Annotated in this window: 15 protein-coding genes; 1 reads left to right on the top strand and 14 read right to left on the bottom strand. The window is 56.6% G+C overall.

Features of this window, described 5'->3' with window-relative positions; genetic code table 11:
* Nucleotides 1-194: 194 nt before the first annotated feature.
* From B5E64_RS05960 to B5E64_RS05930, 7 genes are all read right to left on the bottom strand, one after another.
* Nucleotides 195-3,614, bottom strand: a complete 3,420-nt coding sequence (locus B5E64_RS05960; protein ID WP_087167621.1) for a phage tail tip lysozyme — start codon at nucleotides 3,612-3,614, stop codon at nucleotides 195-197.
* 91 nt (nucleotides 3,615-3,705) lie between these two features.
* Nucleotides 3,706-4,728: a TraG/TraD/VirD4 family protein gene (locus B5E64_RS05955; protein WP_140398836.1), complete on the bottom strand. Its 1,023-nt coding sequence runs from the start codon at nucleotides 4,726-4,728 to the stop codon at nucleotides 3,706-3,708.
* Between the two features lie 76 nt (nucleotides 4,729-4,804).
* Nucleotides 4,805-6,421: a reverse transcriptase/maturase family protein gene (locus tag B5E64_RS05950; protein ID WP_087167619.1), complete on the bottom strand. Its 1,617-nt coding sequence runs from the start codon at nucleotides 6,419-6,421 to the stop codon at nucleotides 4,805-4,807.
* Between the two features lie 593 nt (nucleotides 6,422-7,014).
* Complete coding sequence (locus B5E64_RS05945; protein ID WP_087167618.1) at nucleotides 7,015-8,313, bottom strand: type IV secretory system conjugative DNA transfer family protein; 1,299 nt, start codon at nucleotides 8,311-8,313, stop codon at nucleotides 7,015-7,017.
* Between the two features lie 2 nt (nucleotides 8,314-8,315).
* A complete protein-coding gene (locus tag B5E64_RS18000; protein ID WP_087167617.1) occupies nucleotides 8,316-9,629 on the bottom strand; it encodes a hypothetical protein in 1,314 nt (437 codons plus the stop codon).
* 152 nt (nucleotides 9,630-9,781) lie between these two features.
* A complete protein-coding gene (locus tag B5E64_RS05935; protein WP_140398835.1) occupies nucleotides 9,782-10,978 on the bottom strand; it encodes a ParB/RepB/Spo0J family partition protein in 1,197 nt (398 codons plus the stop codon).
* A 12-nt stretch (nucleotides 10,979-10,990) separates the two neighbouring features.
* A complete protein-coding gene (locus B5E64_RS05930) occupies nucleotides 10,991-13,081 on the bottom strand; it encodes an AAA family ATPase (RefSeq protein ID WP_087167616.1) in 2,091 nt (696 codons plus the stop codon).
* 174 nt (nucleotides 13,082-13,255) lie between these two features.
* Between B5E64_RS05930 and B5E64_RS05925 the strand changes: the two genes are divergently transcribed.
* Nucleotides 13,256-13,900 (top strand): hypothetical protein, encoded by a 645-nt coding sequence (locus B5E64_RS05925; protein ID WP_087167615.1) that lies wholly within the window; start codon nucleotides 13,256-13,258, stop codon nucleotides 13,898-13,900.
* Between the two features lie 64 nt (nucleotides 13,901-13,964).
* Here B5E64_RS05925 and dnaE read toward each other — a convergent pair whose 3' ends face one another.
* The 7 genes from dnaE to B5E64_RS05890 form a co-directional block, all read right to left on the bottom strand.
* Complete coding sequence (gene dnaE / locus B5E64_RS05920; RefSeq protein WP_087167614.1) at nucleotides 13,965-17,933, bottom strand: DNA polymerase III subunit alpha; 3,969 nt, start codon at nucleotides 17,931-17,933, stop codon at nucleotides 13,965-13,967.
* Nucleotides 17,934-18,024: 91 nt separating this feature from the next.
* Nucleotides 18,025-19,314, bottom strand: coding sequence for a bacterial Ig-like domain-containing protein (locus B5E64_RS05915; protein ID WP_087167613.1), 1,290 nt, complete (start codon nucleotides 19,312-19,314; stop codon nucleotides 18,025-18,027).
* 11 nt (nucleotides 19,315-19,325) lie between these two features.
* Nucleotides 19,326-21,620 (bottom strand): hypothetical protein, encoded by a 2,295-nt coding sequence (locus B5E64_RS05910; protein WP_087167612.1) that lies wholly within the window; start codon nucleotides 21,618-21,620, stop codon nucleotides 19,326-19,328.
* The gene (locus tag B5E64_RS05905; protein ID WP_162610144.1) at nucleotides 21,617-21,847 is read right to left on the bottom strand and encodes a helix-turn-helix transcriptional regulator; all 231 of its coding nucleotides are present in this window, start codon (nucleotides 21,845-21,847) and stop codon (nucleotides 21,617-21,619) included. Before B5E64_RS05905 ends, B5E64_RS05910 begins: the two co-directional genes overlap by 4 nt.
* A 113-nt stretch (nucleotides 21,848-21,960) precedes the next feature.
* Nucleotides 21,961-23,415 carry an LPD1 domain-containing protein gene (locus B5E64_RS05900; RefSeq protein WP_087167610.1) on the bottom strand — a complete coding sequence of 485 codons (1,455 nt, stop codon included), beginning with the start codon at nucleotides 23,413-23,415 and terminating at the stop codon, nucleotides 21,961-21,963.
* A 99-nt stretch (nucleotides 23,416-23,514) separates the two neighbouring features.
* Complete coding sequence (locus B5E64_RS05895) at nucleotides 23,515-24,069, bottom strand: hypothetical protein (RefSeq protein ID WP_087167609.1); 555 nt, start codon at nucleotides 24,067-24,069, stop codon at nucleotides 23,515-23,517.
* Nucleotides 24,070-24,166: 97 nt separating this feature from the next.
* On the bottom strand, nucleotides 24,167-24,874 hold the full coding sequence (locus B5E64_RS05890; RefSeq protein ID WP_087167608.1) for a CHC2 zinc finger domain-containing protein: 708 nt from the start codon (nucleotides 24,872-24,874) through the stop codon (nucleotides 24,167-24,169).
* Between the last annotated feature and the right edge of the window lie 69 nt (nucleotides 24,875-24,943).

Here is a 24,943-nt window from a genome sequence, read left to right as displayed (position 1 = left end):
CTGTCTCCTCCTTTCCTTTCCCCGCAGGCAGACCCTGCGGTAAACTCGAACATTCTTTCAGAATATGGAAGTTCTGTTATCAGCTTACATTATTGGGCTAATTCGGAAAAAGTTGCATACGAAAACGGACCCTTTCGGATCCGTTTATCAGGTAGGAAAAATCCCCCGGAAGGTTCCCTTCCAGGGGATTCCCCTTATTCTGCACTGTCTTCTGCTGTTTCGGTTTGGATTTCCCGGCCATGGTACATATTGTAGTAGGCGTTGGCCTGGGTGATCCTCCGGGACATATTCGGTTTCCCGGCACGTTCAAAGGAACGCTCGAAGGCTTCCACTGCCCAGGCAACATCGGTGGTCCGCTTGAAGTTTTCCAGGCCGCCGTAACGGTTGTTCATGATGCTCCGGCAGGTGGTATCCCCGCCCTGCAGTTCCCACATCAGGAAATCCAGCTGGACTTTCAGGTCTGTCCAGGACTTGCCTTCGGCCTGTGCCCTGCTGTTCAGCCGTCCCCAGCGTCCGGACCGGGTGGAATAATTCTCCCACTGGCAGATCCCGGCTGCCGGGCCGCCGCCGTTCTGGATCCTGGTCGGGTCCATACCGGACTCCTGGTACATATTCCCCATGATGCCCGCCGTAGCCTGTTCCGAAAAGCCCAGGGAACGGAAATAGTTCCATACCTGTTCCGCAACTTCCGTCCCCGCAAGGACGCCGCCGGAGGAACTGGTCAGGGAACATTCAAAGAGGTCATTGAAATAGTAGGTCGTCAGGGTGGCGTTGGCATCCACCACGGTGTACTCATTCCCCTCTTCGTCCGTATAGGTGTGTGGCGTCTCCACCACGCTTAACAGGTGGGAGCCGTTATACAGCTTTTTCACGTAGTCCACCACCTTGTCCTTCCCGGCCTCTTCCAGGTCGAAGTCAAAGTAGACCGTTGCCATGCATAGGAGTTCCGCCGAGTTGGTGGTCTCCACGAACGGGCTTTCCGGCTTATGGTCTTCCTGGTTGTACAAATCGAAGTCCTTCACCGTTTCATACTGGATGGTGAAGCTCCGGTACCGCCCGTCGTTCATGTCTGCGATCTGCTGGTTCTGGGCATCGTAACACTCCTTGATGGCTGCAAAGGACGCCTCAATGATTTCATCCTCATTGGCGGAGAAATCAAAGGCACCGATCAGGGCAGTGACAATCCCCGCAATGACGCAGACCAGGATGGCAATGACCAGGAACAGGGCGCAGGCAATCAAAAGGACCGTCATCAGGGCGGAGGCCGCTGCCATCAGCCCCGACAGCAGGTACCCCAGCGCACTCTTGACCACCTGGATGGGTTTCGCCACTGCCATGACCGGCTTTGCGGCTTTGGACTTTTTCAGTGACAGAAGCAGCTCCCGCCGACGTTTCTTTAAGGAAAACGGGTCTTTGGTAAACTGCCGGAAGCGTTCATGCCGCCGCTGGAAGGCGTCCATGATCTTCCCGAGCCGGGAGCGGTGGTACCGTTCCTTTAAGCTGGCCCGGTGCTTTGCCGCCTTCTCTGCCCCACGCTTTGCGCCCTGGGCAAGCGCCTGGGCTGCCTCCCCGGCCTTGGTCTGTGCCAGTTTCTGTGCCAGCTGGGTCTTGGCAAGCCGTGCCGCCGCCTGGGCCGCTCCCCGCATGACCAGCTTCCCGGACAGGGCGGCCATCCGGAGGGTCTTCATGCCAAGTCGCATTCCCATTCTCAGCACCTGTACGCTCCTGCGTAAGAGTGTCGTCAAAAACACGGCACCGAAACCCGCATCCGACTGCTGCATGTAGCGCTTCACTTTCATCTTCAGATGCCGGAACCTCTTTCTCCTGCCCTGCTTCAGGGACCCTTCCAGGGTTTTTACCTTTGCAATGTCCTTCCGCATCCGCAGGGCTGCTGCTTCGGTTGCAGTCAGCTTTTCCTTGTTCTTTTTCAGGAACCGGTTGATGGTGGACTGCTGCTGGACATAATTTCCTTTCAGCCGTTTCATGCCGGATTTTGCCAACATGGAATCCAGCTCATGTTCCAGCTCTTCCAGCTCCTGTTTGTTGATTCCCAGTTCCGGATTGGCAATGTACACCCGGTTCTTTCCAAATACGCTGCCCTCATTTGCCTTCCTGTTCAGCCGGAATCCCAGTTCCTTGCGCATGGCAGTGACCATGGAGGCTTTGGCACGGTCGGAAATCATTCCCACTGCAGCAGTGGACAGTTCCGAAGTCAGGCGGATGCCCTGGGCAGGATCCGTTCCTGCCGTGGAGTTCTCGTACAGATATGTCCCTGCGGTTCCGATGGTCTGCCGGACGTATCCGGCAATCCGGTACCGTTTCCCCGTGGTATGTTGAAAATTCCGGCTGGACAGTAGCTGCTTTAAGTCTTCCTCAGAAGCCCCTCCTGTTATCCGGGTAAAGTCCGACTTTGCTTCCCCGCCCCGGGCGCTCTGCTCATAGAGTTCCGATAAATCAATCCCGGTACGCCTAATCTTTGCGGGATCCACGCCCCGCCCTCCGTTGATCCGGCTGATGTAAAAGTTCTCCCCTTCCTCCGGCGTGTGTTCCGGAATCCTTTCCTGATCCGGGAACGTGGTACCCGGCTCCCGGTTCCTGCCTCGCTGTTCTGCTACCCGCTGTTCATATTCCCGCTGGGCCTGCAGAAGCGGAGAACGGGCTGCCCCGTCAAAGGCCTCCGTGCCGGGATGCGGGATTTCTCCCATGGCTGGTACAGACGGCTCCCTTCCAGCTCCCGGATGGTCCGGCTGCCGGATGGTTCTGGTGTCGAACGCAGTCTGCCTGACCGGTGGTTGGGAGTCACTGTCCCAGTGTTCCCCAGCTCCCGGGCTGGAAGGCCCGTTCAGAGAAGTGTGGCGTCCTTCTCCTGCGGCTCCGGCTTCATAGTTGGCGGGTTCTGCTTGCTGTGCAGGGGACTCCATCCGTCCCGGAACTTCTGACCGGGTCCAGCCTGCCTGGTATCCCCGTTTTGCCGCCACGTCCCGTTCGTAGTCTCTCTGGGCGTCCTGGATGGTCTGCCGGCTGGTGTAATCATACACCGGGGAGTCGGACGTGCCGGACGTCTGCCTTCTTCCCGGAGCGGTTCCCGCCCCGTAAGAATCTTCTGCTGCAGGGGATTCCCCGGTCCGGTCCGGTTCCCCTCCGAAAGCGAAGTTTTTTGCGGTAAACGGATTCCCCCATTCCTCCGGCTGCGCCTGCTGCGTGGACGGCTCCCACGGTTCTTCTCTCCGGGCGCTTCTGGAATTCCGGAATCCGGTATCCGGGCTCTCTGGCTCTTTGTTTCTTTTCCCTGGTTCCATATGCCGTTGCCCGAAATGGGATGGTTCCGGACTGCTATGGCGGGACTCCCGACCCATCCGGGATGGTTCCCAGTCTGGGGCCCTCTGAGCCGGTTCTGCCGGTTTCTCTGCCGCTTCCTGCTTCCAGGCGGGTGCGGCTTTCGCTTCTTTTCCGATCCCACGCTTTGCCGCCACGGTTTCCTCATATTCCCGCTGGGCATCCCGGAGGTTCTGGGAGACCCTGCCCTGAGCCGGCTTCTGGTCTGCCCCCGTGGATTGCAACAGGTCCCGGATATGCTGTTCAAAATCTTGCTGTTTCTGCTGTTTCTTTTTCAAAAGGCTGCCTCCTTTTCTGGTAGTTGTTAAAAAGGGCAGCAATCGTATGCTGCCCCCTCAATATGGAAGATTTCCCTTTTGGTTATGATTGTTACGATGCCTTCCGTTTTTGGAAAGCCTTCTCTGCCGCTTTCAGATAATCGTCCAGCAGATTTTTATTGACCCACGCAACGACAAACCCGTCCCGCAGCTCCACCCCTTCTGCAAACTGGTTTTTCATGCAGTCTATCAGGTCCGGGTCGGACACTGCCACCGCCACCTTGTGGTCCGGCAGGTGCAGGTCAGTGATCCCCAGCAGGGTCTTCTCCGGTATCACCGGGAGGCTCTGCTTTAAGATCCGGAGCAGCCGCTTCACCGGCAGGTGCTCTGCCCGTGCCTGTGCCAGGTCATGCTTGTCCTCCAGCCACTGCCGCTGCAGGTCCTCCGTATAGGCAAGGTAGGTGGCCTCCTCGGACGGGAATTCCAGCCGGTCCAGTGCCTCTTCCGTCGCCAGCGGCGTCCTTGCCTTCTTGTCCAGTGTCCGGCCATCCGTCACCATCTGCTCCTCCCTGGCCCTTGCGGCTTCCGCTTTGGCTTTCAGGAGACTGCTGATATTGCACCGATGGTTGTTGTCATAGGCCGGCATGGTGTTGTACTGGAATCCCAGGGTGTTGTCCGCATCGGCAGTCAGGTGGTACCTCGGGTGACGTTCGTACTTGTACTTGTCATCCCGCACCGGCCTCATGTTCTGGGTGAACACGATGCACTCACTGGACGGCATCCTTGCCAGTTCGTCCGGGAACATGAGTTCCCTTCCGGTGTTCTGGAAGGACTGGTTGGAACCGTTGGACTTCCCTTTGCTGACGCCCCGGCTTTTGTTCTTCACGGTTCCCTTTCCCAGCATTTCTGAAAAATACTTTAAGGTGTTTGGTTCCTGGGTACCCAGGAATACAATGCTGCTGCAATTTCCCACAATAGTCTTCCACTCATCCTTGTACATGGATTCGATCTGGCTGATGTCCTGCAGGATGACGGTGGCGGAAATGTTGTACTTCCGCATGGTGGACAGCTTGCTTGGGAACTGCGGCACTTCTCCAATGTTGTAGGCTAAGGACTCGGCGCCTTGCTTTCTCACGGCAGCAGGTTTCCAGACCCTCGCCACGGAACCGCACGTACACCTCTCGATGTATACGGCTCCCCACGGTCCTTTTCTACATTCCACGCAACGCTTCCCCACGTATGGGGCTTCCGGATTCCGGCATCAGGTCCACGTTCCCCTGTTTGGCGGTGTCCTGTTTCCGGAATCCCCCGTTGTAAAACACGGCGTCCTTCCCGTCCCGGTCCGGCACCCGGAATACCCGGTCCCTGGTATACTTTTGTTTCGCCTGGGTCATGGTGATCCGGTACTTGGCCGCAACCGTCTTATACAGGCTGTACTCCATGGCATAGGAGAACTTGTTTAAGACGGACACATTGCCCGCAAGGCGGTAGTAATCATAGATCCCCCGGATCCATGCATTGTACCTCCGGACCATGACCGGTACCGGGAGGAAAATGCTCGGGTTGTGCTGGATGGGCTTCCAGACTTCCGGCTCCCCGGGCCTGGTTACGATCCGAAGGACGCCGAACCGGTTCAGTTCCCCCACCCAGGCCTCTTTTGGCAGGTATAATTTGACCTTCCCGGTATACGCCCGTACAGTGCCTTTTCCCTTTGCCCTTTTCAGGGCTGGGTCCTGGCAGATGGTCACGTCATACTCCAGGAACCGGGCTTTTTCTTTTCCACTCCGGATCCGCAGGGCACTTTCCGGCAGTTCCAGGTGGTAAGTCTCCCGGCAGAACCGCCGGATCTCTCCTGCCAGCGCCGCCGCATCGGCTTTGCTGCCAATGACGCCGATCAGGAACTGGTTCAAGTACCGCACGTACTGGATTCTCCGGTACCCCGGATCCATCGGATCCCCCATGGGGATATCCTGGAACTCCTGTTTTTTTGCCTTCTGGGTACGGAGAGCCGTCCGGCGTTCCTCTTCCGAATAGCCTTCCCATTCCTGTTTGACCTTGTTCCGGTACCTCTGGTAACGGGACTTCTCCCGGATGTATTCCGGGTTCCGCTTCCTTGCTGTTCCCCGGAAAAAAGCTTCCTGGTACCCTTTCATAAACCGGTCCAGTTCATCCCAATAGATATTGGCAAGGAGGGGCGCAAGCCCCCTTCCGTATGCGGTTCCGCTGTATGTCCTGCCCGTTTCCCACTGGTCCAGGTATCCCGCTTTCAGGAATTTCCATACCAGTTCCAGGAATGCTTCATCCCGGATCCGCCGGCGCAGGATCCCTGTAAGGACCTGACGGTCCAAAACCGGGACTGGATTGGAAAGGCTGCCCTCCACGAACCACTTCGTGCCGGTAAACCGGTGTTTCACCTGAAGCAGTGCGGTCTGGCAGTTCCTTCCCGGACGGAAGCCGTGGGAACAGGGGGAAAAGGCCGGTTCATAGATGCACCTCAAAAGCATCCGCAAGGCTTCCTCCACCAGCCGGTCTTCCAGGGGCGACTTCTTTTGGTTTCCCTGCGGGGAAGCCTCCCGCTTTACGGATTGGGGACGATAACTGTGGTCCCGGAGGGAACCAATCAGCCGTTCCACCCGGTGCTTCCCAGTCTGGGAAAACGAAACCCCCGCTTTCCCCTGTTCCAGCAGGCTCCCCGTGGCAGGGAGGTTTTTGGCTGCCTGCAAGTACAAATCTTCGTGATACAGATTCCGGTACAGCCGTTCGTACCGGTAAGTTTCATCGGTTGCGTGTTGTTGTAGTATTTGGAAAACCATATCTGGACTTCTCATAGTGTCTCACACACCTTTCCTCGATATTGTTTTTGTTGGACCGCTGTCTCCCTTCGCCATGTGGAACGGTGTTACCGCCTCGGACTACTATGGAGACTCCGTAGCCATGCAGGATATTCAGGCACTCCCTGCCATAGCTTCCCCTTCGAAGCGTTCCTGTTTAGGCTATCCCCGTTTCGGCCTGTCTGCACAAGCGTGCCATGTTGTCGGTTACGGCGTTCGCCATTTTCCGCTGATTGCGGCCGGTCAGTGCGGAATGTGGTGTGTAAGCGCAGTTTGCACAACTCTGCGTACACCCGCACTGCCTGACGTATGATAGCTGTCTTCCGTCAGTGCTGACGATAAAGCCCCTCTGGCTGCCGTTCAAGCAGTGTAGCTGTTTAACCTCATACACGGAGTTTCATCTGGATGCCCGTTCACAGCCTGACAGCTGGCTGAATGGCACCGTTGCCGGCATGCTATGCTCCCCGTCCGGTTTCCCTTTCGGATAAGCCGGCTGATGATAGGATTTCGGCTTTCAAAAAGCCCCCACATCAAACCTACTGCCCTGCCAAAGGCAGATTACAGACAAGCCCACGCAAGGAACCCCCTGCTTACGGGCGCACGGCAAATTCGTCCATAATGCACCGTACCGGCACCTTCAGCTGTTCCGATCCCCCTGCTGCTTTCTGCTGCTCCCCGATGTAGTACAGGGTCTCAAACAGCTGGGAATAAAGCATGGAGGCCAGGAAGGAATAGGTCCGGTCTGCCTGCGGCGTGATAAGGAAGAGGGCCGTCTTTTCCTCCCCAATCTTTTCCAGTTCCATGTTGTCCGTCCGTGTCAGGTTCGCCACCTGGGGCGTCATGAACGGCTGGAGCCTGGTAATACAGCTGATGATGATACTTTTTAAGGTCTTTCCCGTTGCCTGCTTAAAGGAGCTGTAGAACTTCCATGCCAGGGAATCCTTTGGCAGGGCTTCAAACAGGCAGTCCAGCGGAGACTTGGCGTTAGGGTTCATTTCATCCACCGCCGAAGCGTTAATCATGTTGACAATGGACGAAAAGTTCTTCCGGCTTTCATCCCTGCAGAACTCCGTCAGGTAAAAGATGCAGGCGGAATACAATAACCGCTCGGCATTGGTAAAGAACTCGTCCCCCTTGCTGCCATCCTGGGTCGTGTTCTTAATCAGGCAGTCGATCAGCATACTGACCCCTGCCTCATCCCGGATATAGTGTAACGGGTTGTAGCAGTTACTGTGTGCCATGTCGGAAATGTTTAGGATCTTGATCTTGTACCCATAGTCCTTTAACACGTTTCCCAGGGAATAGATGATCTCCCCTGACGGGTCGGTGATGACATAGCTGGCGTTAAGCTGTAAAATATTCGGTTTAACGACAAACCTGGATTTTCCGGTTCCCGCACCGCCCACCACGAGGACGTTGTTGTTCCCGATCAGCATCCGGGAATTCATGGGACGCCGGAACCGGTTGCTCATAATCATGTTCGGGAAGGGCTTTGACAAGTCCTCCGGATCCGGCTGGATATACGCCTTTTCATATTCTGCCAGTTCCTTTTTGGACAGGAACCGTGCGGATCCTGCCACTTTCTTCTGGTCATAGGCACTGGTCCGTTCCTGGTTGATGGATTCCAGGAAATACACTGCCGCACCCAGGCCCACCCCTGCCGCTGCCCCAATGATGGCAGAGGAATTTAAGTGGAACCCAAACTGCATCTGCCCCAGGCGGGAAAACACTTCCCCGCAGGATGGCAGGAATGGCAGGGCAAGGCTCTCCATCAGGGATCCCGCATACCCCAGCAGGTACGCACCAAGCACCCCGGTCACGGTGCCAAAATACAGGTTCATCGCCTTCCGGTTTTCCTGCCGCTGTTCTTCGGTAATCTCGGCTGCCATGGTTATCCTCTCCTTTCATATTCGTCCGGGATATAGTTGTTGTTCTTGTCGTGCATCAGGTCCCAGGCCTCCCGGTTGAAGTCCTGTTCCTGGGACTGGCCATCCAGGATACGGTCGGCAAACTCCCGTTCCTCCAGGGTGTCCTCCTCCGCACGGTCCAGGTTCTGGTAGCGTTTCAGCCGCCTCCTGGCGTCCTGGAAGAGGTCCTCCCGGATGTTCCGGTTTTCCTCCTCATTGAGGTCATTGAACTCCTCAAAGGTACCAAGCCGCAGGTCCGCATCCTCAATATTGAACGCAATCCGGCTGTGGTCCGGGTCCTCCATGGCAAGCTTCATTTCATACAGTTCCTTCTGCTCCAGCTTTTCCCGTGCTTCCAGGTACTCTTCCCTTGTGATCTGGGGACGCCCGTGGTCTTTGGAAATCTCCGAGAGGATCCGCCGCTTGTCCGGGTTGGCGGACAGCCGTTCCATCTCCGCCTGGTTTAACAGGGTCGGGTTCCGGAATTCCAGCAGCAGTTCATTGGCACGCTCCCAGTATGCCTCTTCCAGCCGGTCGATGGTGATGACACCCTTGTCCCCTTCGTACCGGATCCCACGGTCCGTCACCTCCATGGTGTTCCCCGATAAGTCCACCACATAGAATGGTGCCTCCGTGGGCTGTACCAGCCTTTCGCTGATCTCCGTAAAGGTGCGGTTTTCATACTCCAGCTGCCCTTTTAGTGCCTCCCCGGACTTCCCGGACAGTTCCAGCGCCACCGTTGCCTTAATGCTCTCCAGTACCGGCATATCCCGGCCTGCGTAGTGGAGGGCAAACACCCCTTTCTGCGGCTCGTCCATGGAAACCAGGATGCCGGCCTTTTCCGCCTTTTCGGAAAACAGCATGGCCTCATGTACAGACAGTCCCGATATGGTACGGACATCATCCTTTGCGTAGGCCCAGAACACACCCTGGTCCGCAATGCCGGAACGCCCGTGTTCCGCACGGAACCTGGCAAATACCTGCTCTGCACGCTCCCGGTCACGGTCGGCATACAGGAAGATGCAGATCCCGCCGTTTGCCATGTCGTTGGAGCGGAGATACGTGATCCCCTCTTTCCGGAGGGCACGTTCCAGTTCCTCCCCGTAGGCTATCTGACAGATGGAAAATTCCAGCTTCCCGCCATGGTCCATGTAGGATTTCAGGGTCTTTGCCATGGGGTCCCTGTCCAGGTACTGCAGGGCTTCGGTCACTACGGACAAGAGGGTGTTGGCACCCTTCAAAAACAGGTCCGTCATCTTGTAGCCAAGATCCACGCCCCGTTCTGCTTCTAAGCTCATAGCTATTACCTCCTTTTGGTTTTTTGTTACAGCGGGAATATGGGAGATCCCGCCCCTGCTCCCCGGGGCCAAGCCGGACACGGGGCGCAAAAAAAACACCCGGACGGGAATCGTCCGGGCGGTTGGCGATCTGTGGTTGTGTGGACGGGGGATCAGATGCCGCAGAACTTCTCCACGACTTTCCGGCAGGCTTCCACGGCCTCCCATTCCGCTTCCGTCAAAGCGGCGGCTTTCCGGATCTTGCCGCACCAGGCAAGGACCGTATCCAGCTCCTCTTCCCCCGAGACGCCTCTGCGGGTCTGGTAGGTATTTAAGGTCTGTGTGGTATCTAAGGCCAGGGCTTCCGAATGGAAGGCATCCACCCCCAGCTCTTCCCACATGGCGTCCAGGTCCTCTTCCCCGCCGTCTGCTTCCGGTTCCCGGATAGGGTCTGCCATAGAAGGCGGGGCTTCCGGTCCCGGCTGCTGGCTGACCTGCTGTCCCGCCTCCGGAAAATCCGGAAGGTCTGGCATGGTCCTATTCGGAAGATCCGGTTCTGCTGGTGCCTCCAGGGCTTTGGCTGCTGGAACTGCGGCGCTTTCCACCCGCCTGGTATGTTCTTTGGAATAGCGTTCCACTACCTCGTCCTGGGGCTGTCCTGCCTGGACGTCCCGGATTGCCAGCTCCTGCAGGTCGTCCGGAAGCCCGGCGATGCGTCCCGCACGGGAAATGCTGATGGTATTGTCTTCCACCATCCGGGTCAGTTCCGGGTTGTCGTTTTCAAACACCTGGTTGTAGAACCTTGCGTACCGTTCCGAGCAGCGCATATAGTTCTTCCGAAGCTGCATTTCCTTGCGTTTGCTTAAGCCTTCCCGGTCCACCAGCTCCTTGATTAACCGGACGATCTTCATGTAGTGCATCTGCTTGTTCTGGATGTCACGGGTATCCACGTTGGACACCTCAATCAGTAGTTCCTGTTCGGTCTCCGGCATCTCCGCCGTGCCGATCACATAGCACGGCAGCTTCCCGTCTTCCGTCTCCCCCTGTTCCTTCAGCTTCCGGAAGGCAGTCAGACGCCGCTCCCCGGCAATCAGCCGGAAGGTCCCGTCCCCATACGGCCCAATCACCGTCAGGGGCGTGACAATCCCGTAAGACCGGAGGCTCCCTGCCATTTCCTCAATCCCTTCCACGGAAAAGTGGTTCAGGGGGTTGGGAACGATCTGTTCCTCGTCAATATAGCACAGTTCGGTTTCGTTTCGGTTTTCCTGCATCTTGTTTCCTTCCCGCCCGGTGTCCCTAAAAGGGACGTCCCCTCCTGCCGGGACACTTCCCGGGCGGTCTCTCCTTTCTTTTGTTGTTGTTCTGATCAAAATTGGATGTCCTTAGTCCGTCCCGCCCCGGATCCGGTCCGCCAACAGGGTGCGCCGTGGGCGTTCCGCCTGGTTGGATATGGCGAAGGCACAGGCGTCCTCCACCTCGTACAGGTGGACTTCCTGTTTCGCCCTTGTGATGGCCGTGTACAGGATCCTCCGGGTCAGCATATGCTCCGGCTGGCGGGGCAATACGATGTGCACCTGTCCAAATTCACTGCCCTGTACCTTGTGGGCGGTAATGGCATACGCCAGGGACATGACGTGGTAGTCCTCCCGGTCCAGGTGCAGGACACAGCGTTCAAAGGCCACCAGGATCCCACGTCCGTCCTTCCCCTCTATCCGGCCGATATCCCCGTTGTAATACCCTTTCTCATAGTTGGTCTGGTTCATCAGCACCAGATCCCCCACATGGTAGGTGACCCGGTTGTAGGTCAGGCACACCTCCCCGGTGTCCGCCCGTTCCTGCAGCCGGCGGTTCAGTTCCCGCACCCCGCAGGGACCGCCCTTTACCGGTGAGATCACCCGGCAGTCGTCCTTTCGGATCTTTCCGGTAAGGATCTGGTACACGTCCTCCTCCCGGCAGTGGTGGATATGGAAGTCCGGGCCTTCCGGCAGGTCCGTGCGCCCTTCCAGCACCCTTTTTGCATTCCCATAGATCAACCCCGACTGGCGCATGACTTTGGTCAGCCGGTAGACCTCCACCTGCCCGGAGGCCATCAGGTCCTGTAGGATGCTGCCATACTCCACGCTCTGGAGCTGGTTGTCATCCCCCACCAGGAGCAGGATGCTCCCCGGTTTCACTGCCCGGAAGAGGAGGGATGCCAGTTTTAAGCCCAGCATGGACACCTCGTCCACAATGAGGATGTCCGCTTCCACCGGGTTGGACTCATTCCTCGACCAGAGGCTGTCCCCAAAGGGACGGATCCCCAGAAGCTTGTGTACGGTTTCCGCAGGCCGGCCGCAGCTGGCGCTTAATACCTGGGATGCCCGTCCGGTGGTGGCGGATAACTGGATCCGCTTTTCCGGGGCAAGATCCTGCACCGCTTCCAGAAGCCCCCGGATCATGGCGGTCTTCCCGCTTCCCGGAGGCCCGGTCAGGACCTTGACGCCGCTTTCCTTTAACAGGGCAAAGGCAGCCCGCTGTTCCTGGTTGTAGGTGATCCCGATGGTTTTCTCAATTCGGTCCACCTCCACGTCCGGAAGGAACGGTTTCTTTGCACGGGCCAGCTTGTGGATGGCATGGATCAGCCGGGTTTCCTCTTCCCATACCGGTGTTTCATATAAGTACAGCCTGCCGCCTACCACATGGAACCCGAACTGTTTCGGGGCAAGGGAGACCAGGTACGACACCAGGGCCTTCCCCACCCGGGTGTCCGGGTACACCGACGGCTTCAGCCTCCGGTTCATGGTGCGGCACACTTCCTCCAGCGTCTGGCAGGTATGGCCGGCGGCACGGGCAAGCAGCATGGCATCCGCCAAAAACCCCAATAACCGCCGCTCGTCATAGGGGGCGATCCGGCTTTCCTCATAGGCCAGCTGGTCTGCCAGGTAGATGGAAATGTCATGGAACAGGAAGGGATAATACGGCCCCCGTTTCAGCTGTTCCAGGGATACCCCGTCCTGGATAAGGGCTTCGATCCGGTCTAAGGGAACCCCGTACCCCATGAGCTTCCGGGACAGGGCTTCCTGGGTCTGCAGCTGCCGCAGCTTTCCAAGAATGGCGCTCTTCTTCCCATCCCGGCTCCGTTTCAGGATGCCGTCCAGGATTTCCGGCTGTTCCAAAAGGGCAAAAGCCTGTCCGTTACAGGCGTCCACTACCTGCCCCATCTGGGTTTCCGTCAGGTCCGTCACAAAGTCCAGGATCTGCCGGCTCCCCTCCCGGGTGTCCGTGGACAGCCGGGCGTCCGTGACGGCATAGCTGCCCCCGTCCCACGCCCCGGTGATGCAAAGCGGAATTCCTTTGGCATAGATCCCGATCCGGCCCCTGCATTGCAACAGCCCGTCCCGTGCTTCCGGGCAGGGTTCCGTTGGCGAAAAGAGGAACCGGGTATCCCCCGTTGCCTCGTCCCGTTCCAGTGTCCGGTAGTAATGTCCAAGCACAATCTGTCCTCTCCTTTCCGGGAATCTTCCCGTTTGTTATCTGTATCATACGAAATTTCATAATTTTCCGTAATTTTGCATACGAAAATGGGAAAATCTCCCATATTGAAAAAGGATCCTTTCACAACATGGGAGAATTTTGGAATATCAGACTAAAAAAGGAGAAAAATTTTTATGAATGAATTGAAATTAGAATATCTGGAAGTATTACTGGGGAATAAGGACGGTATCAGCCCATACCACTTCGTCAATGCCCTGCCGGGCGGAAGCAACCAGCAGAAGGCCCTGGACTGCATCCGGTTTGCCATTGAGGACGTGCTGGGATGGGATGTCCAGACAGCCAGGCAAAAGTTTGACGGTTACATGATCCATTTCATGAAACTGGAACGCCTGGCTGATTTTATTGTGTACCCGCCGGAACTGGGTCCCCGGGACTGCCGCTATATCCTGGCGCTTCTGTATCCGAATGCCATCCACTTAAGCGAACGCAGCCTCATTGAGGAACTCTACCAGAAGATCCTGGACGGGAATGCCCAGTTCCCACGGGAATACTTCTTAGGCCAGAAAGGGTTCTACCGTTTCTGTGTCTGCCTCTGCTACCTGATCTCCCACTATCGTCCTTTCGGAGACCTAGAAAACCTGTACCGGTTCCTCTCCTCCCCGGACGGCCGTGCATGGCTGGACCAGTACCGCCTCCGTGTCCCGATGGAACACCTGGGGATCAACCTGTTAAAATGCGTCTGGGAGCTGACCAAAGACGAACCCCACTCCACCCTTTACTATTGCTACTACAGCTTCTGCCAAGCCTATTCCGCTTAAAAGAAGCAGGGATCTGCTCAAAACTGCAGGTCCCTGTCCTTTTTTTCTCTCCGGGAAAGCCGTCTCAGCTCCCCTGCTTCACTCTGTTCTTTTTCAGCCCCAGGCGAGCCAGGGTTTCCGGATGCACCCGTTTCCGCACCATGAGGGGGCATGGTTCCGGAACCGGGGCGTCTGCCGGGCCTTTCCAGAACGTAAAGATGTCGAGAATTTCCGTGCCCCCTTCCCAGTCGGCAGAAAGCACGTCTGCCAAGAGCTGGTAGGACTGCTGGGACTGGCAGACATACCCGTAGGTTTTCCGCACCGGCATCAGCCGTTCCATCCAGTTCCCGAACACGGTCCCTTCCGTTTTCGTGCCCTGCACCTTGACTACCCGGTGTTCCAGGTATTCCATCTGGCCCAGGTACCTGGCACTGCCGTCTCCCACAAACAGTACGTCCTGGGAAGCGCCTTTCCCCTGGATATGGACAATCAGCATGGGATTCCCCTTTTTGCTTACCTTTTCTTCATAGTCCGTGATATATCCGAAAAACGTGCATCGGCCCTCTTCCAGCTCCCCGATGGGCGTACAGCCGTAATAGCCGTCTTCCCGGTAGTCCCGCAGGGGATCTTCGCTTAACAGCCGTCCCAGGTACTCACTCTCCCACTGCCGGAGGGTGCGCCGGTCTGTCGGCCGCTGTTTCCACTGTGGTTCCTGGGCTTCTACTGCCGGCAGGATGCCTTCCTCCGGTGCCGTTTCCAGCCACTGTACCAGTGCCGTCCGGTCCGGTGCCAGGCAGTCAAACACCCCGCTCTTTGCCAGGGTCATAAGGAACCCCCGGTGGAGTAGCTTCCCGTTCCGGCTGACACGTACCGCAAAGTCCGACATGGACAGGAAGGGTGCAAACCGGAACCGGCCCCCACGCTTCTGCAGGATCCAGGAAAGGTCTTCGGACTCCCGGATCCCCTTAATGCCGGAAAATCCGTACCGGATGGACTTCCCTTCCTCTTCCACCACAAATCCCGTTTCTGACCGGTTGATATCCGGCGGAAGCAGGGCAATTCCATAGGATGCGCAGTCTTCCACAATGGGGCCGTAAGCTTCCTGTTCCTTGTTGTTGAACATGGCACACAGGAATTCTGCCGGGTAGTGGTATTTCAGCCATGCCGTCTGATAGGACACCATGGCATAGGCTGCCGCATGGGATTTGTTAAAGGCGTACCTGGCAAAGTCCATGATTTCGTCAAACAGGGCGTTGGCGGCCTCTCCCGGGATGCCATGGGCACGGCAGCCGGCAATGCCACGTTCCGGGTCACCCTCGATGAAGGCTTTCCGCTCCACCTGCAGTTTTTCCGTTTTCTTCTTGGACATGGCACGGCGTACCAGGTCTGCCTGGCCCAGGGAATACCCGGCCAGGTCCTTGAAGATCTGCATGACCTGCTCCTGATAGATGATGGCGGAATAGGTTTTGGACAGGATGGGTTCCAGCTCCGGCGTCCGGTAAGTTTCCGGTTCCTTCCCGTGCTTCACGGCAATGATATGGTCCAAAAACTGCATCGGTCCCGGGCGGTAGGCGGCAACCAGAAGGATCAGGTCCTCAAAACAGGTGGGGCGGAATTCCCGCAGCATCTGTTTCATGCCCGGGGACTCGAACTGGAAAACGCTGTTGGTATTCCCGGCGGCGTAAATCTCCCGGAAAATTGCATCCTCAAAAGGAAGGTGATCCAAATCTACTGCTACCCCATATCGATTCCAAATCAGATTCATAGTATCTGATATACAGTCAAGGGTGTTCAATCCCAATAGATCCATTTTTAACATTCCTTTTTGTTCTACTCGGATCATATCACACTGAGTTGCCCAGGTCTGTTTATCTTCCCGCCATAACAAAGGCACATAATCACACAGATCCTCATTATCCGATATCACAATTCCTCCAGCGTGAACCGAAGTACTACTTACCTTCCCTTCGATCAGTTTTGCTCGCTCCCAGATCAATCTCTCTTCTTTTCCTGAAAATTCTGCCAGGAATTCAGGTTCCAGACTGGAGAGATCACCATCCCACATCTCTGGAATAAATTCTGATACTTTTGCTAGCCGATCAGAATATTGACTTTTCTGAATCTTACGTTCTTTTGATGGAAGTTTTCCATATAACTCATCAGCGCGGTCACGCGTTGCCATTTTGAGCGCACCTCGTCCTGCATATCTCATAACTGTAGAGATCGATGCGACTGCTTTCTCTCCATGTTTCTGTTTTATAAACTGAATAAGGTATGGACGAAGAGACGTTTTAATGTCGGTGTCAATGTCTGGCATAGATACACGCTCTGGATTCAGGAAACGCTCAAACAGCAGATCATACTTCACCGGATCCAGGTTGGTGATCCCCAGAAGGTAGCAGACCAGGGATCCCACGGCGGAGCCACGCCCCGGGCCGACCCCCACGCCGATGCCGTACCCCTGTTTTTGGATCCACGAGAGGGCCTGGTCATACCGGAGGGGCATATCCGGGAGCCGATCTTTTGGCACCACACCCAGGGACCGCCCCATGATACAGAAGTCCCGGACCACCATGTGGTAGTCCACGTACCCCATGGAATGGATCACTTCCCGTTCCCGTTTCAGGCACTGTTCGTGGGCGTCATCCCATTCCCCTTTCTGGACCAGGGCTTCCCGGGCTGCGTCCAGCAGTTCGTCAAAGGACGGTCCCCCTTCCACCTTCGGGTAATGCTTCTCCTTTGGGAAGACTACCTTGCATCTCCCCAGGATGTTCAGGTTTTCCATGGCTTCCTCTACGGCTTCCGGGTCCACCGCCCGGCGTAAGGCATCCCGCAGTTCTTCATCGGATTTTAAGTACAGTTCCCGGTCCGCATCCCCCAGCTCCTGGTGCCGGCGGAAATAGTTGAACCGCAGGATCTGGCGGGCTTCCAGGGCGGCGTCCGAGGCGTCCGTCATGTGTGCGTCATTGGCTGCAATCAGGGGGATCCCCGTCTCCCGGGCGATCCGCACCAGCAGGGGCATCACGTAGGCCTCGTCTTCCAGGCCGTGGTACTGGAGTTCCAGGTAAAAGTGCTGGAACAGGTCCCGAAACCATTCTGCCCGCTCCCGTGCCTCCCGATAAGCTGCCTCCGGGTCCAGAGCCTCTACGGCTTTTAACCGTTCCGCCGCCTCCCGGTGCTTCTGTGCCTTTTTCGCTGTCCTGTCCAGGATCCCTTTCTGTTCCTTCCGGACTTCCCCCCACTGCTTCAATTCCCGGTCCAGTACCTCCAGCACCTTCCGGGCGTCTTCGTGGAGGTGTGCGCAGTCCCCGGCTTCCCTCCTGGCATCCCTTTCCTGTACCCGTAACTTCTCCAGAGCAGCGTCTTCCTTTGCGGTCCTGTCTTCCTTTCCTTCCAGGGCCTTAACCTTCGCCGCCAGCTGGTCCGCCTTCTTCTGTTTCTGTTCTGCCTGTTTCCCGTAAGGCTTCCCGGCATACTTCGCATAGGGCCTCCGTTCCTCCTTAAGCTTTGCAATCCGGGCAACAGCCTCCTCATACCGTGCCTTTGCCGCCCCGTAGGCCGCAGCTGCCTCTTCGGTGTGTTCCAGGATCCGGGCAAGGGTACGCTGTTCCCGGACGGCTTTCAGCAGGATGGACGCAATGGGTCCCCCGATACAGGCCGATGTGGCAAGGACATGGGTATTCCCCCGGAAGGATTCCAGGATCTCCGGTGTCATGATCGGATACACCAGCTTTTTATTGAAGTCCGAGGACACCTGATGGCGGTTGGCATCCCGGAGGGCATAGGCAATGGCCTGGTACCCTTCGTAATCCTTTGCCACCAGGATCAGGTGCTGTTTCCCTTCCAGGTAGGCCTCCACCCCTGGGATGGGATTGACGCCGTATTTTGCCCCGGCATCCATGAAGTCGTCCACCCCTAAGAGGGTGCCGTGGTCCGTCAGCGTGATATGCCTGCAGCCCATCCCTGCCGCCCGGGCCACAATGTCCTCCGGCGTCTGGGTGGAGTCGTGCAGGGAAAAGGTACTGTGTACGTGTAAGATTCCGTTTGTTACCATATAGTTTCACCTCACATCCAGTATACTTATTCTGGGTTTTCCCCGGAAAGTTACATACGAAAAGAACAGGCAGTGCCTGTCCTTTCGTTTCCTATTCTTCGTAGTATGCCGGCGAGGTAGCCTCCGGGTTTGGCGTTTTCCCGTTCACCAGCACGTTCCCGCTGTCACAGGTATTGGCCAGCACTTCCAGGTACCGGCTTCCTCCCGTTAAGTTCAGCCGGGTGGCGTTGCAGGCACCTGTCAGGAACCCGCTGTAGTCTTCCGGTGTGCAGTCAACCTTCAGTTCCCCGGACGCCCGACTGCAGCCCTCAAAACAGGAGCTGATATCCTGGACAGAAGCCGGGATGGCGCTCAGTTCCGATAGGGAAATGTCCCCGGAGAAGGTGCCGCTCATGGACCGTACCGTTCCGGAAATGGCCGGCATGGCCTTTAAGTTGATGCAGTCCTGGTACATCCCGTCCATCACTTCCAGTACCGGCGGCGTGGACGTAGCCGTCAGTTCCTGGCAGGCGGCAAACATTTCCGTTGCGTTCTCAAGCCCCGCAGCCCCGGTCATGTCCGGCGCTGTCTGGAGGGCGGCGCAGTCCTCACACATCCGGGTGGTGTTCCGCAAAGACGCCGGCAGTGCCGGGATCTCCTTCAGGGCGGTGCAGCCGCTGTAGGCTTCCGTGGCATCCAGAAGGCCGGTGCAGCCACTCCAGTCCGGTGCGGTTTCCAGCGCTTCGCATCCGGCACACATCCCCACAATGCTCTGGACGGAGGCCGGCAGCGGTGCAATGTAGCTTAAATCCGCAAGGCCTTCGAACCAGTAGTCCAGGCTCACCGGCTGGACCCCTTCCTCAAAGGTCACGGACTGGATCGGAATGTCTTCCTCACTATTCAGCCATGGGAACTCCCCCTGCTCAAACTGGAGGACATTGCCCTCCCCTTCAAAGCACAGTTCCCCGTTGGAGTACAGCACGGCCTTCACATCCCCTTTGGAAGGGCTGCCGCAGGCATATGCCGCAAGCTTGTTCCGGCTGTTCTTCACCTTGACGGTGGTCTGGATCTCTTTGTTGTCCTTATAAGTCAGCGTCACTTCCGTGTACTTCCCGGTTTTTGCCGGCTTCGTCCGGGAAAGCTTCACGTCGTCCCCACTAAGGGAAGAGCGTTTCCCGCTTTCGTGGACTGCCGTCAGCTGGAAGTCCTGCACCCGGATGGTGTCGCCTTTTTCGTAGGTCTTCCCGTTCTTCGCCTCAATGGACGCAACGGGTGTTTTGTTGGCATCCATTTCCCGGATGGCCGGAATGACCTGGGTAAAAATGACCAGGAACAGGAGAATGATCCCGATCAGAATCAGCGGCTTTTTAAAGGGCCGCAGTTCCTTGAGTATTCGTCTCATGTTCTAACCTCCTATTTCAGAATAATCAGTTTCCGCAGGACCTTGTTCACGTCCATGGTGACGTCCCGTACCTGCCTCCTGCAGGTGATGCCGGACTTGTCCAGGATATAGGACTCTGCGAAGTCCTCCCGGTTCCAGTTCGACACGTCCTCGTTGTATTTAAACGGCTTCCGCAGTTCCTTTGCGATCTGCACGATCCGCTGTTCCACATCAATCACAATGGTACAGCTTTCCTTGGTGCCACGAAGATACCAGTGCCCGGAAGCCTCTTCCGGTGTCACCGTAATGCCGGAGGTTTTCAGTTCCCCTGCCATGCGCTCTGCCAGGTTCTGCGGAAGCTGTGCTTCTTCCTCTTTCCTTGCGTCCACTTCGGCAGTCTCCTGCTCGTCTAAGAGTGCCTGGATCCGGTCCAGTAGAACTTTCTCATTGGCCGCCGCTTCCATTTCCATGTCCTGGATCTCCCTTTTGAGCATCCGGTTCTCCTTTCTTGTTTCCGCAAAGTCTTTCAGGACCTCTTCCGGTGTCCCGATATGCTCCATCTGCCGTTTGTATTCTGCCAGCTGGTCCTTCAGGGTGGTAATCTGATCCCGGTCCGCTTCCTGTTCCGCTGCCTTCCGTGTCAGGCTGCTGCGGAGGCGCTTTTCTGTCTCTTTCTGTGCTTCCAGTTCCTGTAAGAGGTCCGCCTGTTCCTCCCCTGTCTTCCGGAGTTCTTCTTTCGCTTTTCGAAGCTCCGATGTCAGCCGCTCGTTTTCCGTCTCTTTTGCTTCCAGGGATTTCTGGTATTCCCCGGCCTTGTGGGCATGGGCCAACGCTTCCTGCTCCTTTGCCTTCTGCAGTTCTTCTTGCGATCGGGCGGCTTCCTGAAGCTGTGCTCTCGTTTCTTTCAGGTCCTGTTTGCAGTTTGCGAGTTTTTTCTCTGTTTCTTCCTGCTCTGCCTTCCCCTGTTCAACGAGTTCCTGCAGCCGGTCCCGTTCCTCTGCAAGGGCGGTCTTTGCCTCGTTCAGGTCCTTCCGTTCCTGTGCAAAACTTTCCTCTGCAGATGCAAGTTTCCGCTTCCAGACCGCTTTGTTGGTTTCCAGTTCCTGTTTTAGTTCCGCGGCAATGCCCGCTTCCCGGATCTGTTCTTTTGCTTCTGCTTCCTTTGCTTCTGCTTCCTTCATCCGCCGGGACAGGGTTTCGTCTTCCTGCGCCAGCTGTGCCAGGGTGTTTTTTACCTCCTGTTCCCGCCGGTTTAAGCCCTCTGCCTTTTCTTCCAGCATGGCTTCCTTTTCTTCCAGGATGGACGACTTGGTCACCACCAGCTTTTCCCGTTCTGTGAGCGTCTCTTCCTTTTCAGACAGCTGGGACTTCTGCCCCTGCATGGCTGCTTCCTGTTCCTGTAATGAGGCTTCCCGTTTCTCTGCCTCAGAGATCCGGGATGCGGCATGGAGTTCCCGCTCCTTCAGCTGCTGCTCCTGTTCTGCCAGGGAGCCTTCCCGTTCTTTCAGTGACTGCTCGGACGCCTGGATCTCTGCTTCCCGTCTGGCAAGCTCCTCCTGCTGTGTCCGTGCCTGGTTTGCCTGTGCCTCTGCTTCCTCCTGCAGTTTGGCAAGATCCGCTTCCCGGCGGGTTACTTCGTCCTCCCGGTTTTTCAGGCTTTCTGCCCGGGCGTTCACTTCCCCTTCCCGGGTCTCAAATGCGCTCTCCCGTTCCTTGAGGGCTGCTTCCTTTTCTTCCGTGTCCTTCCTGCGTGCCGCAATCCATTCTAATTCCGCCATCCTGGACTCCGGTTCCGTTACGCCTGGCGCAGGTTCTTCCAGGGGAATCCTGTCATCTTCCTGCCCAGGCTCTGTAAAAACACCTTGCCGGCTTTCCCCTTTTTCCTGCGCTTCCGGTTCCTGTTCCTCCGTCTCCGGCACCTCTTCCATGGAAACCCCTTCCACATCCATCAGGAAATGGAAAAACCGGATGGTCTCCTCGTCAACCCGGGTCCTGGCTGCTTCGTCGGAAATGCCGGCCATCGGCAGGGACAGCTGCAGGTATAACTTTTCATCGTACCCGGTATAGTAGAAGGACTGCCCTTCCGAGAGCTCCCTTCCGATCTGGTCCAGTTCCTCGTCTGTCTTCCCCTTATAGAGTTTCCCGGCACGGATGGTAATGAAATCCCGGTTCAGCCGGAGATTGTAGTTGACATGGAACCGTCCGATGTCACAGTAAAATTCCAGGTCCTTCTTTTCTTCCGGATATCCTAAGTTCCGCACCCCTTCCATCGGCTTTAAGGTCTGGTATGCTTTCCGGTAGCACTCAATTTTTGTATCCTGATTCATTTCAGTATCCTTCCTTTCTCTTGAATGTTCAGCCGCTTGCGCAGCGCTTCGGTTGTTTCTTCGTCCGCCCCGCAGGCCGTACAGTAGGCCTCAAACATCTTCGGCGGCATCGGGGAGAGCTGATGCTCCCATCTCCATACAGTTGATTTTCCACATCCGAGTTTTTCTGCCAGCTGCTCCAAGGAGTAGTCGGCATTGGCCCGGATGGCCTTTAATTGCAGTTCCAAATGATTCATCCTCCTTTGCCTTCTACAATATGGTATATTTTCCCTCCCAAAGAACAAACGGCCTAAAAAAAGAAAAAACACCGCAAAAACTGCAGTGTTTCTCCTTTTCATGACTAGAACTGGAACAGATACTGTCCGGAGGCTTCCTCCCCAACCGGGAAGTGGTAGTCCACATGGTAGCCGGCAGGTGTCTCCGCCACACAGGCTTCCTGTTTTGGCTGAACGTGCACCTTCCGCTGGTGGAAGAACCCTTCCTTTTTCAGGTCGTAGAACAGCTGGTCAAAGAGTTCGTTGTAAAGCTCCCGCTCCTCCCCCTGGGGATGGGCGCACAGGCACTGGTTGTCAAATTCAAACTCGTACACGTCTGCGTGGGCGATCAGGTAATCGCTTGCATAGCTCAGGCAGTCCTTCACATAGCAGGCAAAGGCACGGGCTGCCATTTCCGCATTGCTCGCCCAGTAGCCGTAGCTTTCCTTTCGAAAATGCCGGTCGAACTGTCTGGAGCCCCGGTAGTAATCGGTCGGGTTACCGTCGTAGTCCGTCTTTAAGGAACGGATGAGCGTCCGGAAACTCTCCGGGAGTCTTGGGTCCTCCGCACCGTCGCTTGCCAGGACCTTGTTTTCCAGGCCGTAATGGCGGGCAAGGTGGTGGTCCAGGGCATGGAACCACTCATGGGCCGTACATCCGGCGCCACGCATCTTCGTCAGGTTGATGACCCGGCGCAGGGGTTCGTAGTGTGCCGATGCCCCGGACTGCCCCCTGGCACCAAAGGCAAGGGCAAGGTCCGTCTGGAAGGCAATGTCCCGGTCTTCCACCTGCAGGGCAAGGGCAAGGTCTTTTAAGGCGTCAAAGCAGTAGTCCATGGACGCCTGCCGGTCCTTCTGGCTTAACCAGTTGCCAAACTCCACCGCACGGAAGGAAAAGACGTCCTGCCACCGTTCCGGCGTTACGTGCCTGCCGTGGCGGTAGTCTTCGCCGCCACGTTCAATGTGCATCAGCTGCGGCGGCACAAAGGCCTTCTTCTGGGGTGTCCCCTTCTTCCCGGTTTTCTGCTCAAACGGGAACCCGGAGACCTCCACCCGGTTCTTCATGGAACCGTGCTTGTACTGTAACAGGTACACCTTCGACGAAATGCACCGGCGGTACGGACAGTCGTCCCGGAACCGGAAGGAACTGTAATGGGCACGGGTGAACCAGCCATTGATCTCTTCTTCGGCTGCCTTCACATCCTCTTCCGTCCTGCAGGACATCACCAGGCGTTTCACTTCCTGGGTGCCGGCCACATACGCCGCTGCCTCCTTAGCAAAGTCTTCCCCTTTCCAGACCACCGGGCTTTTGTAGATCAAGAGCCGCACTTTCCGCTGCCAGTATGCCACCCACGGTTCCACGCCTTCCTCCTGCACCAGCTTCCTGGCATTTGGGAGGGGCCAGACGTTCTCCCGTGTGACATAGTACTTCTGTTCTTCCTCGGTCATTTCGTGGAGATCTTCCTCCTGGATGCCGTGGGTCCTCCAGAGGTCCTTCCTTGCGCCCCCGATCTTTTCTCCGAAATCTGTAATCTTCCTCATGGTTTGTTTCCTCCTGTATTCTATGTTTTTCAAAAGGAAACATGGCGGTTTTGGGACAGAAACATACAAAAACCCCGGATATCTCCGAGGTCTTTGGTGTTAAGCGGTTTGGCAACGTGTTTCCAGGAGGGATCCCCAGAGGGTCTCCGTCAGGAAGCTGTGGGTGGTGGTACCGTCCTTTTCCCAGCCGCTTCCGTTCCAGCGGCTTCCGTCCAGGCGGACCAGGACCCCGTCCTCAAACCGGGTATGGTTCAGTTCATACTGGGCGTTTAAGTAGGACGTCTGCTGGGACACCGCCTCACAGAAGGCATCCAGCCCGGACAGGAACAGGGTGTGGATGAAATATTCCAGGTTGGCATGGAGGTGGTCCATGTTCCGTTTTTCCTCCACTTCCTCGTCTTCCGGCAGGGCATACCACGGATGGAACATCTCGTTTAGGTAGTACACCGCCCCGGTCATGTTCTTCTGCATCAGGTGCTTCACTGCCTTCTGGTATTTCTCGTCCAGCTGGTTTAATTTCAGGCGGACCTTCCCGTCCTGGAAGGTGATGTCCACGTCGAAGCCCAGCTTCTCATGGTTGATATCGTATTTCCTGCAGTCCGCTTCCCACGCTTTCGGGTCAAACTCCTGGTTGTGTGTTCTTTGTTCGCTCATATTGCTTCCTCCTCTATTCTGTTTCTTTCAGACAGGAATATGGAAGTTTGCCGCCAAACAGAAAAAACGCCCGGGATCCCTCCCGGACGCTGTTTCTTTATGCCGCTTTGAGGCGCTTTGTAATGCCCTCCACTGCCTTTAACTGTTCCTCACAGGATGCCCGGAACAGGGACAGGGTGCCTTCCCGGACGTCCCTGTCTTCCAGGGCGCCCTCCAGGCTTTGGAAATACGAAAGGCTCTCTTCCAGCCGCTGCCTGGTCTCCCGGCATTTGTTCCTTACCACTGCCAGATACTGTGCCTCCGTCAGGAAGTCCTGCCAGCGGACACGCTCCACCCGGCATTCCAGGTAGCTGTCCAGTTCCTTCTGGTAGTACTCCCGGCCGCCCGGAAGCTTCCGTTTCTGGTCCGCCATCCGTTCCGGCAGGTAGGCCTTCCCAACCGGGTGCATCCCGATCAGCTTTGCCTCCTCCCGGGTCAGGGTAAACCGTTCCTTCTTCTGTTTCCGGTTATGGTACCAGGACGGGCACCCTTCCAGCTCCCACAGGTAGTCAGCGGCTTCCCCGTAATCGCAGCCCAGGGTGTACATAATCAGGTCAATGGCCTGGAAGCTTTTCCCGCAGGCACAGCAGTACACGTTGTTCCAGCCATCCTTGTAGTAGCAGTTGGTGGCGTGTTCGTCCGAATGCCCCGGGTTCGGGCAGGGGATGAACCAGGCGCTCCCCCGGCGGGTGGCCGGGATCTGCAGGCTGTTTACCACCATGGCAATGTCCGCTTCCTCTTTTAATCTCTGGTAATTGTTTGGCATATCCATTCCTCCTCTTTTCCCATTTCATTCCCTTACAATATGGGAAAACACGAAAAAACAGATGACATT

The sequence above is a fragment of the Drancourtella sp. An12 genome, from assembly GCF_002160935.1.
Lineage (GTDB): Bacteria > Bacillota > Clostridia > Lachnospirales > Lachnospiraceae > Sellimonas > Sellimonas catena.
This window is presented reverse-complemented; position numbering and strand designations above follow the sequence as displayed.

What these genes read in the sequence shown, in the direction of transcription:
- dnaE (WP_087167614.1), bottom strand. Translation starts at nt 17,933, where the DNA reads ATGGTAACAAACGGAATCTTACACGTACACAGTACCTTTTCCCTGCAC.
- B5E64_RS05910 (WP_087167612.1), bottom strand. Translation starts at nt 21,620, where the DNA reads ATGAATCAGGATACAAAAATTGAGTGCTACCGGAAAGCATACCAGACC.
- B5E64_RS05890 (WP_087167608.1), bottom strand. Translation starts at nt 24,874, where the DNA reads ATGCCAAACAATTACCAGAGATTAAAAGAGGAAGCGGACATTGCCATG.
- B5E64_RS05900 (WP_087167610.1), bottom strand. Translation starts at nt 23,415, where the DNA reads ATGAGGAAGATTACAGATTTCGGAGAAAAGATCGGGGGCGCAAGGAAG.
- B5E64_RS05950 (WP_087167619.1), bottom strand. Translation starts at nt 6,421, where the DNA reads ATGAGAAGTCCAGATATGGTTTTCCAAATACTACAACAACACGCAACC.
- B5E64_RS05945 (WP_087167618.1), bottom strand. Translation starts at nt 8,313, where the DNA reads ATGGCAGCCGAGATTACCGAAGAACAGCGGCAGGAAAACCGGAAGGCG.
- B5E64_RS05915 (WP_087167613.1), bottom strand. Translation starts at nt 19,314, where the DNA reads ATGAGACGAATACTCAAGGAACTGCGGCCCTTTAAAAAGCCGCTGATT.
- B5E64_RS18000 (WP_087167617.1), bottom strand. Translation starts at nt 9,629, where the DNA reads ATGAGCTTAGAAGCAGAACGGGGCGTGGATCTTGGCTACAAGATGACG.
- B5E64_RS05895 (WP_087167609.1), bottom strand. Translation starts at nt 24,069, where the DNA reads ATGAGCGAACAAAGAACACACAACCAGGAGTTTGACCCGAAAGCGTGG.
- B5E64_RS05925 (WP_087167615.1), top strand. Translation starts at nt 13,256, where the DNA reads ATGAATGAATTGAAATTAGAATATCTGGAAGTATTACTGGGGAATAAG.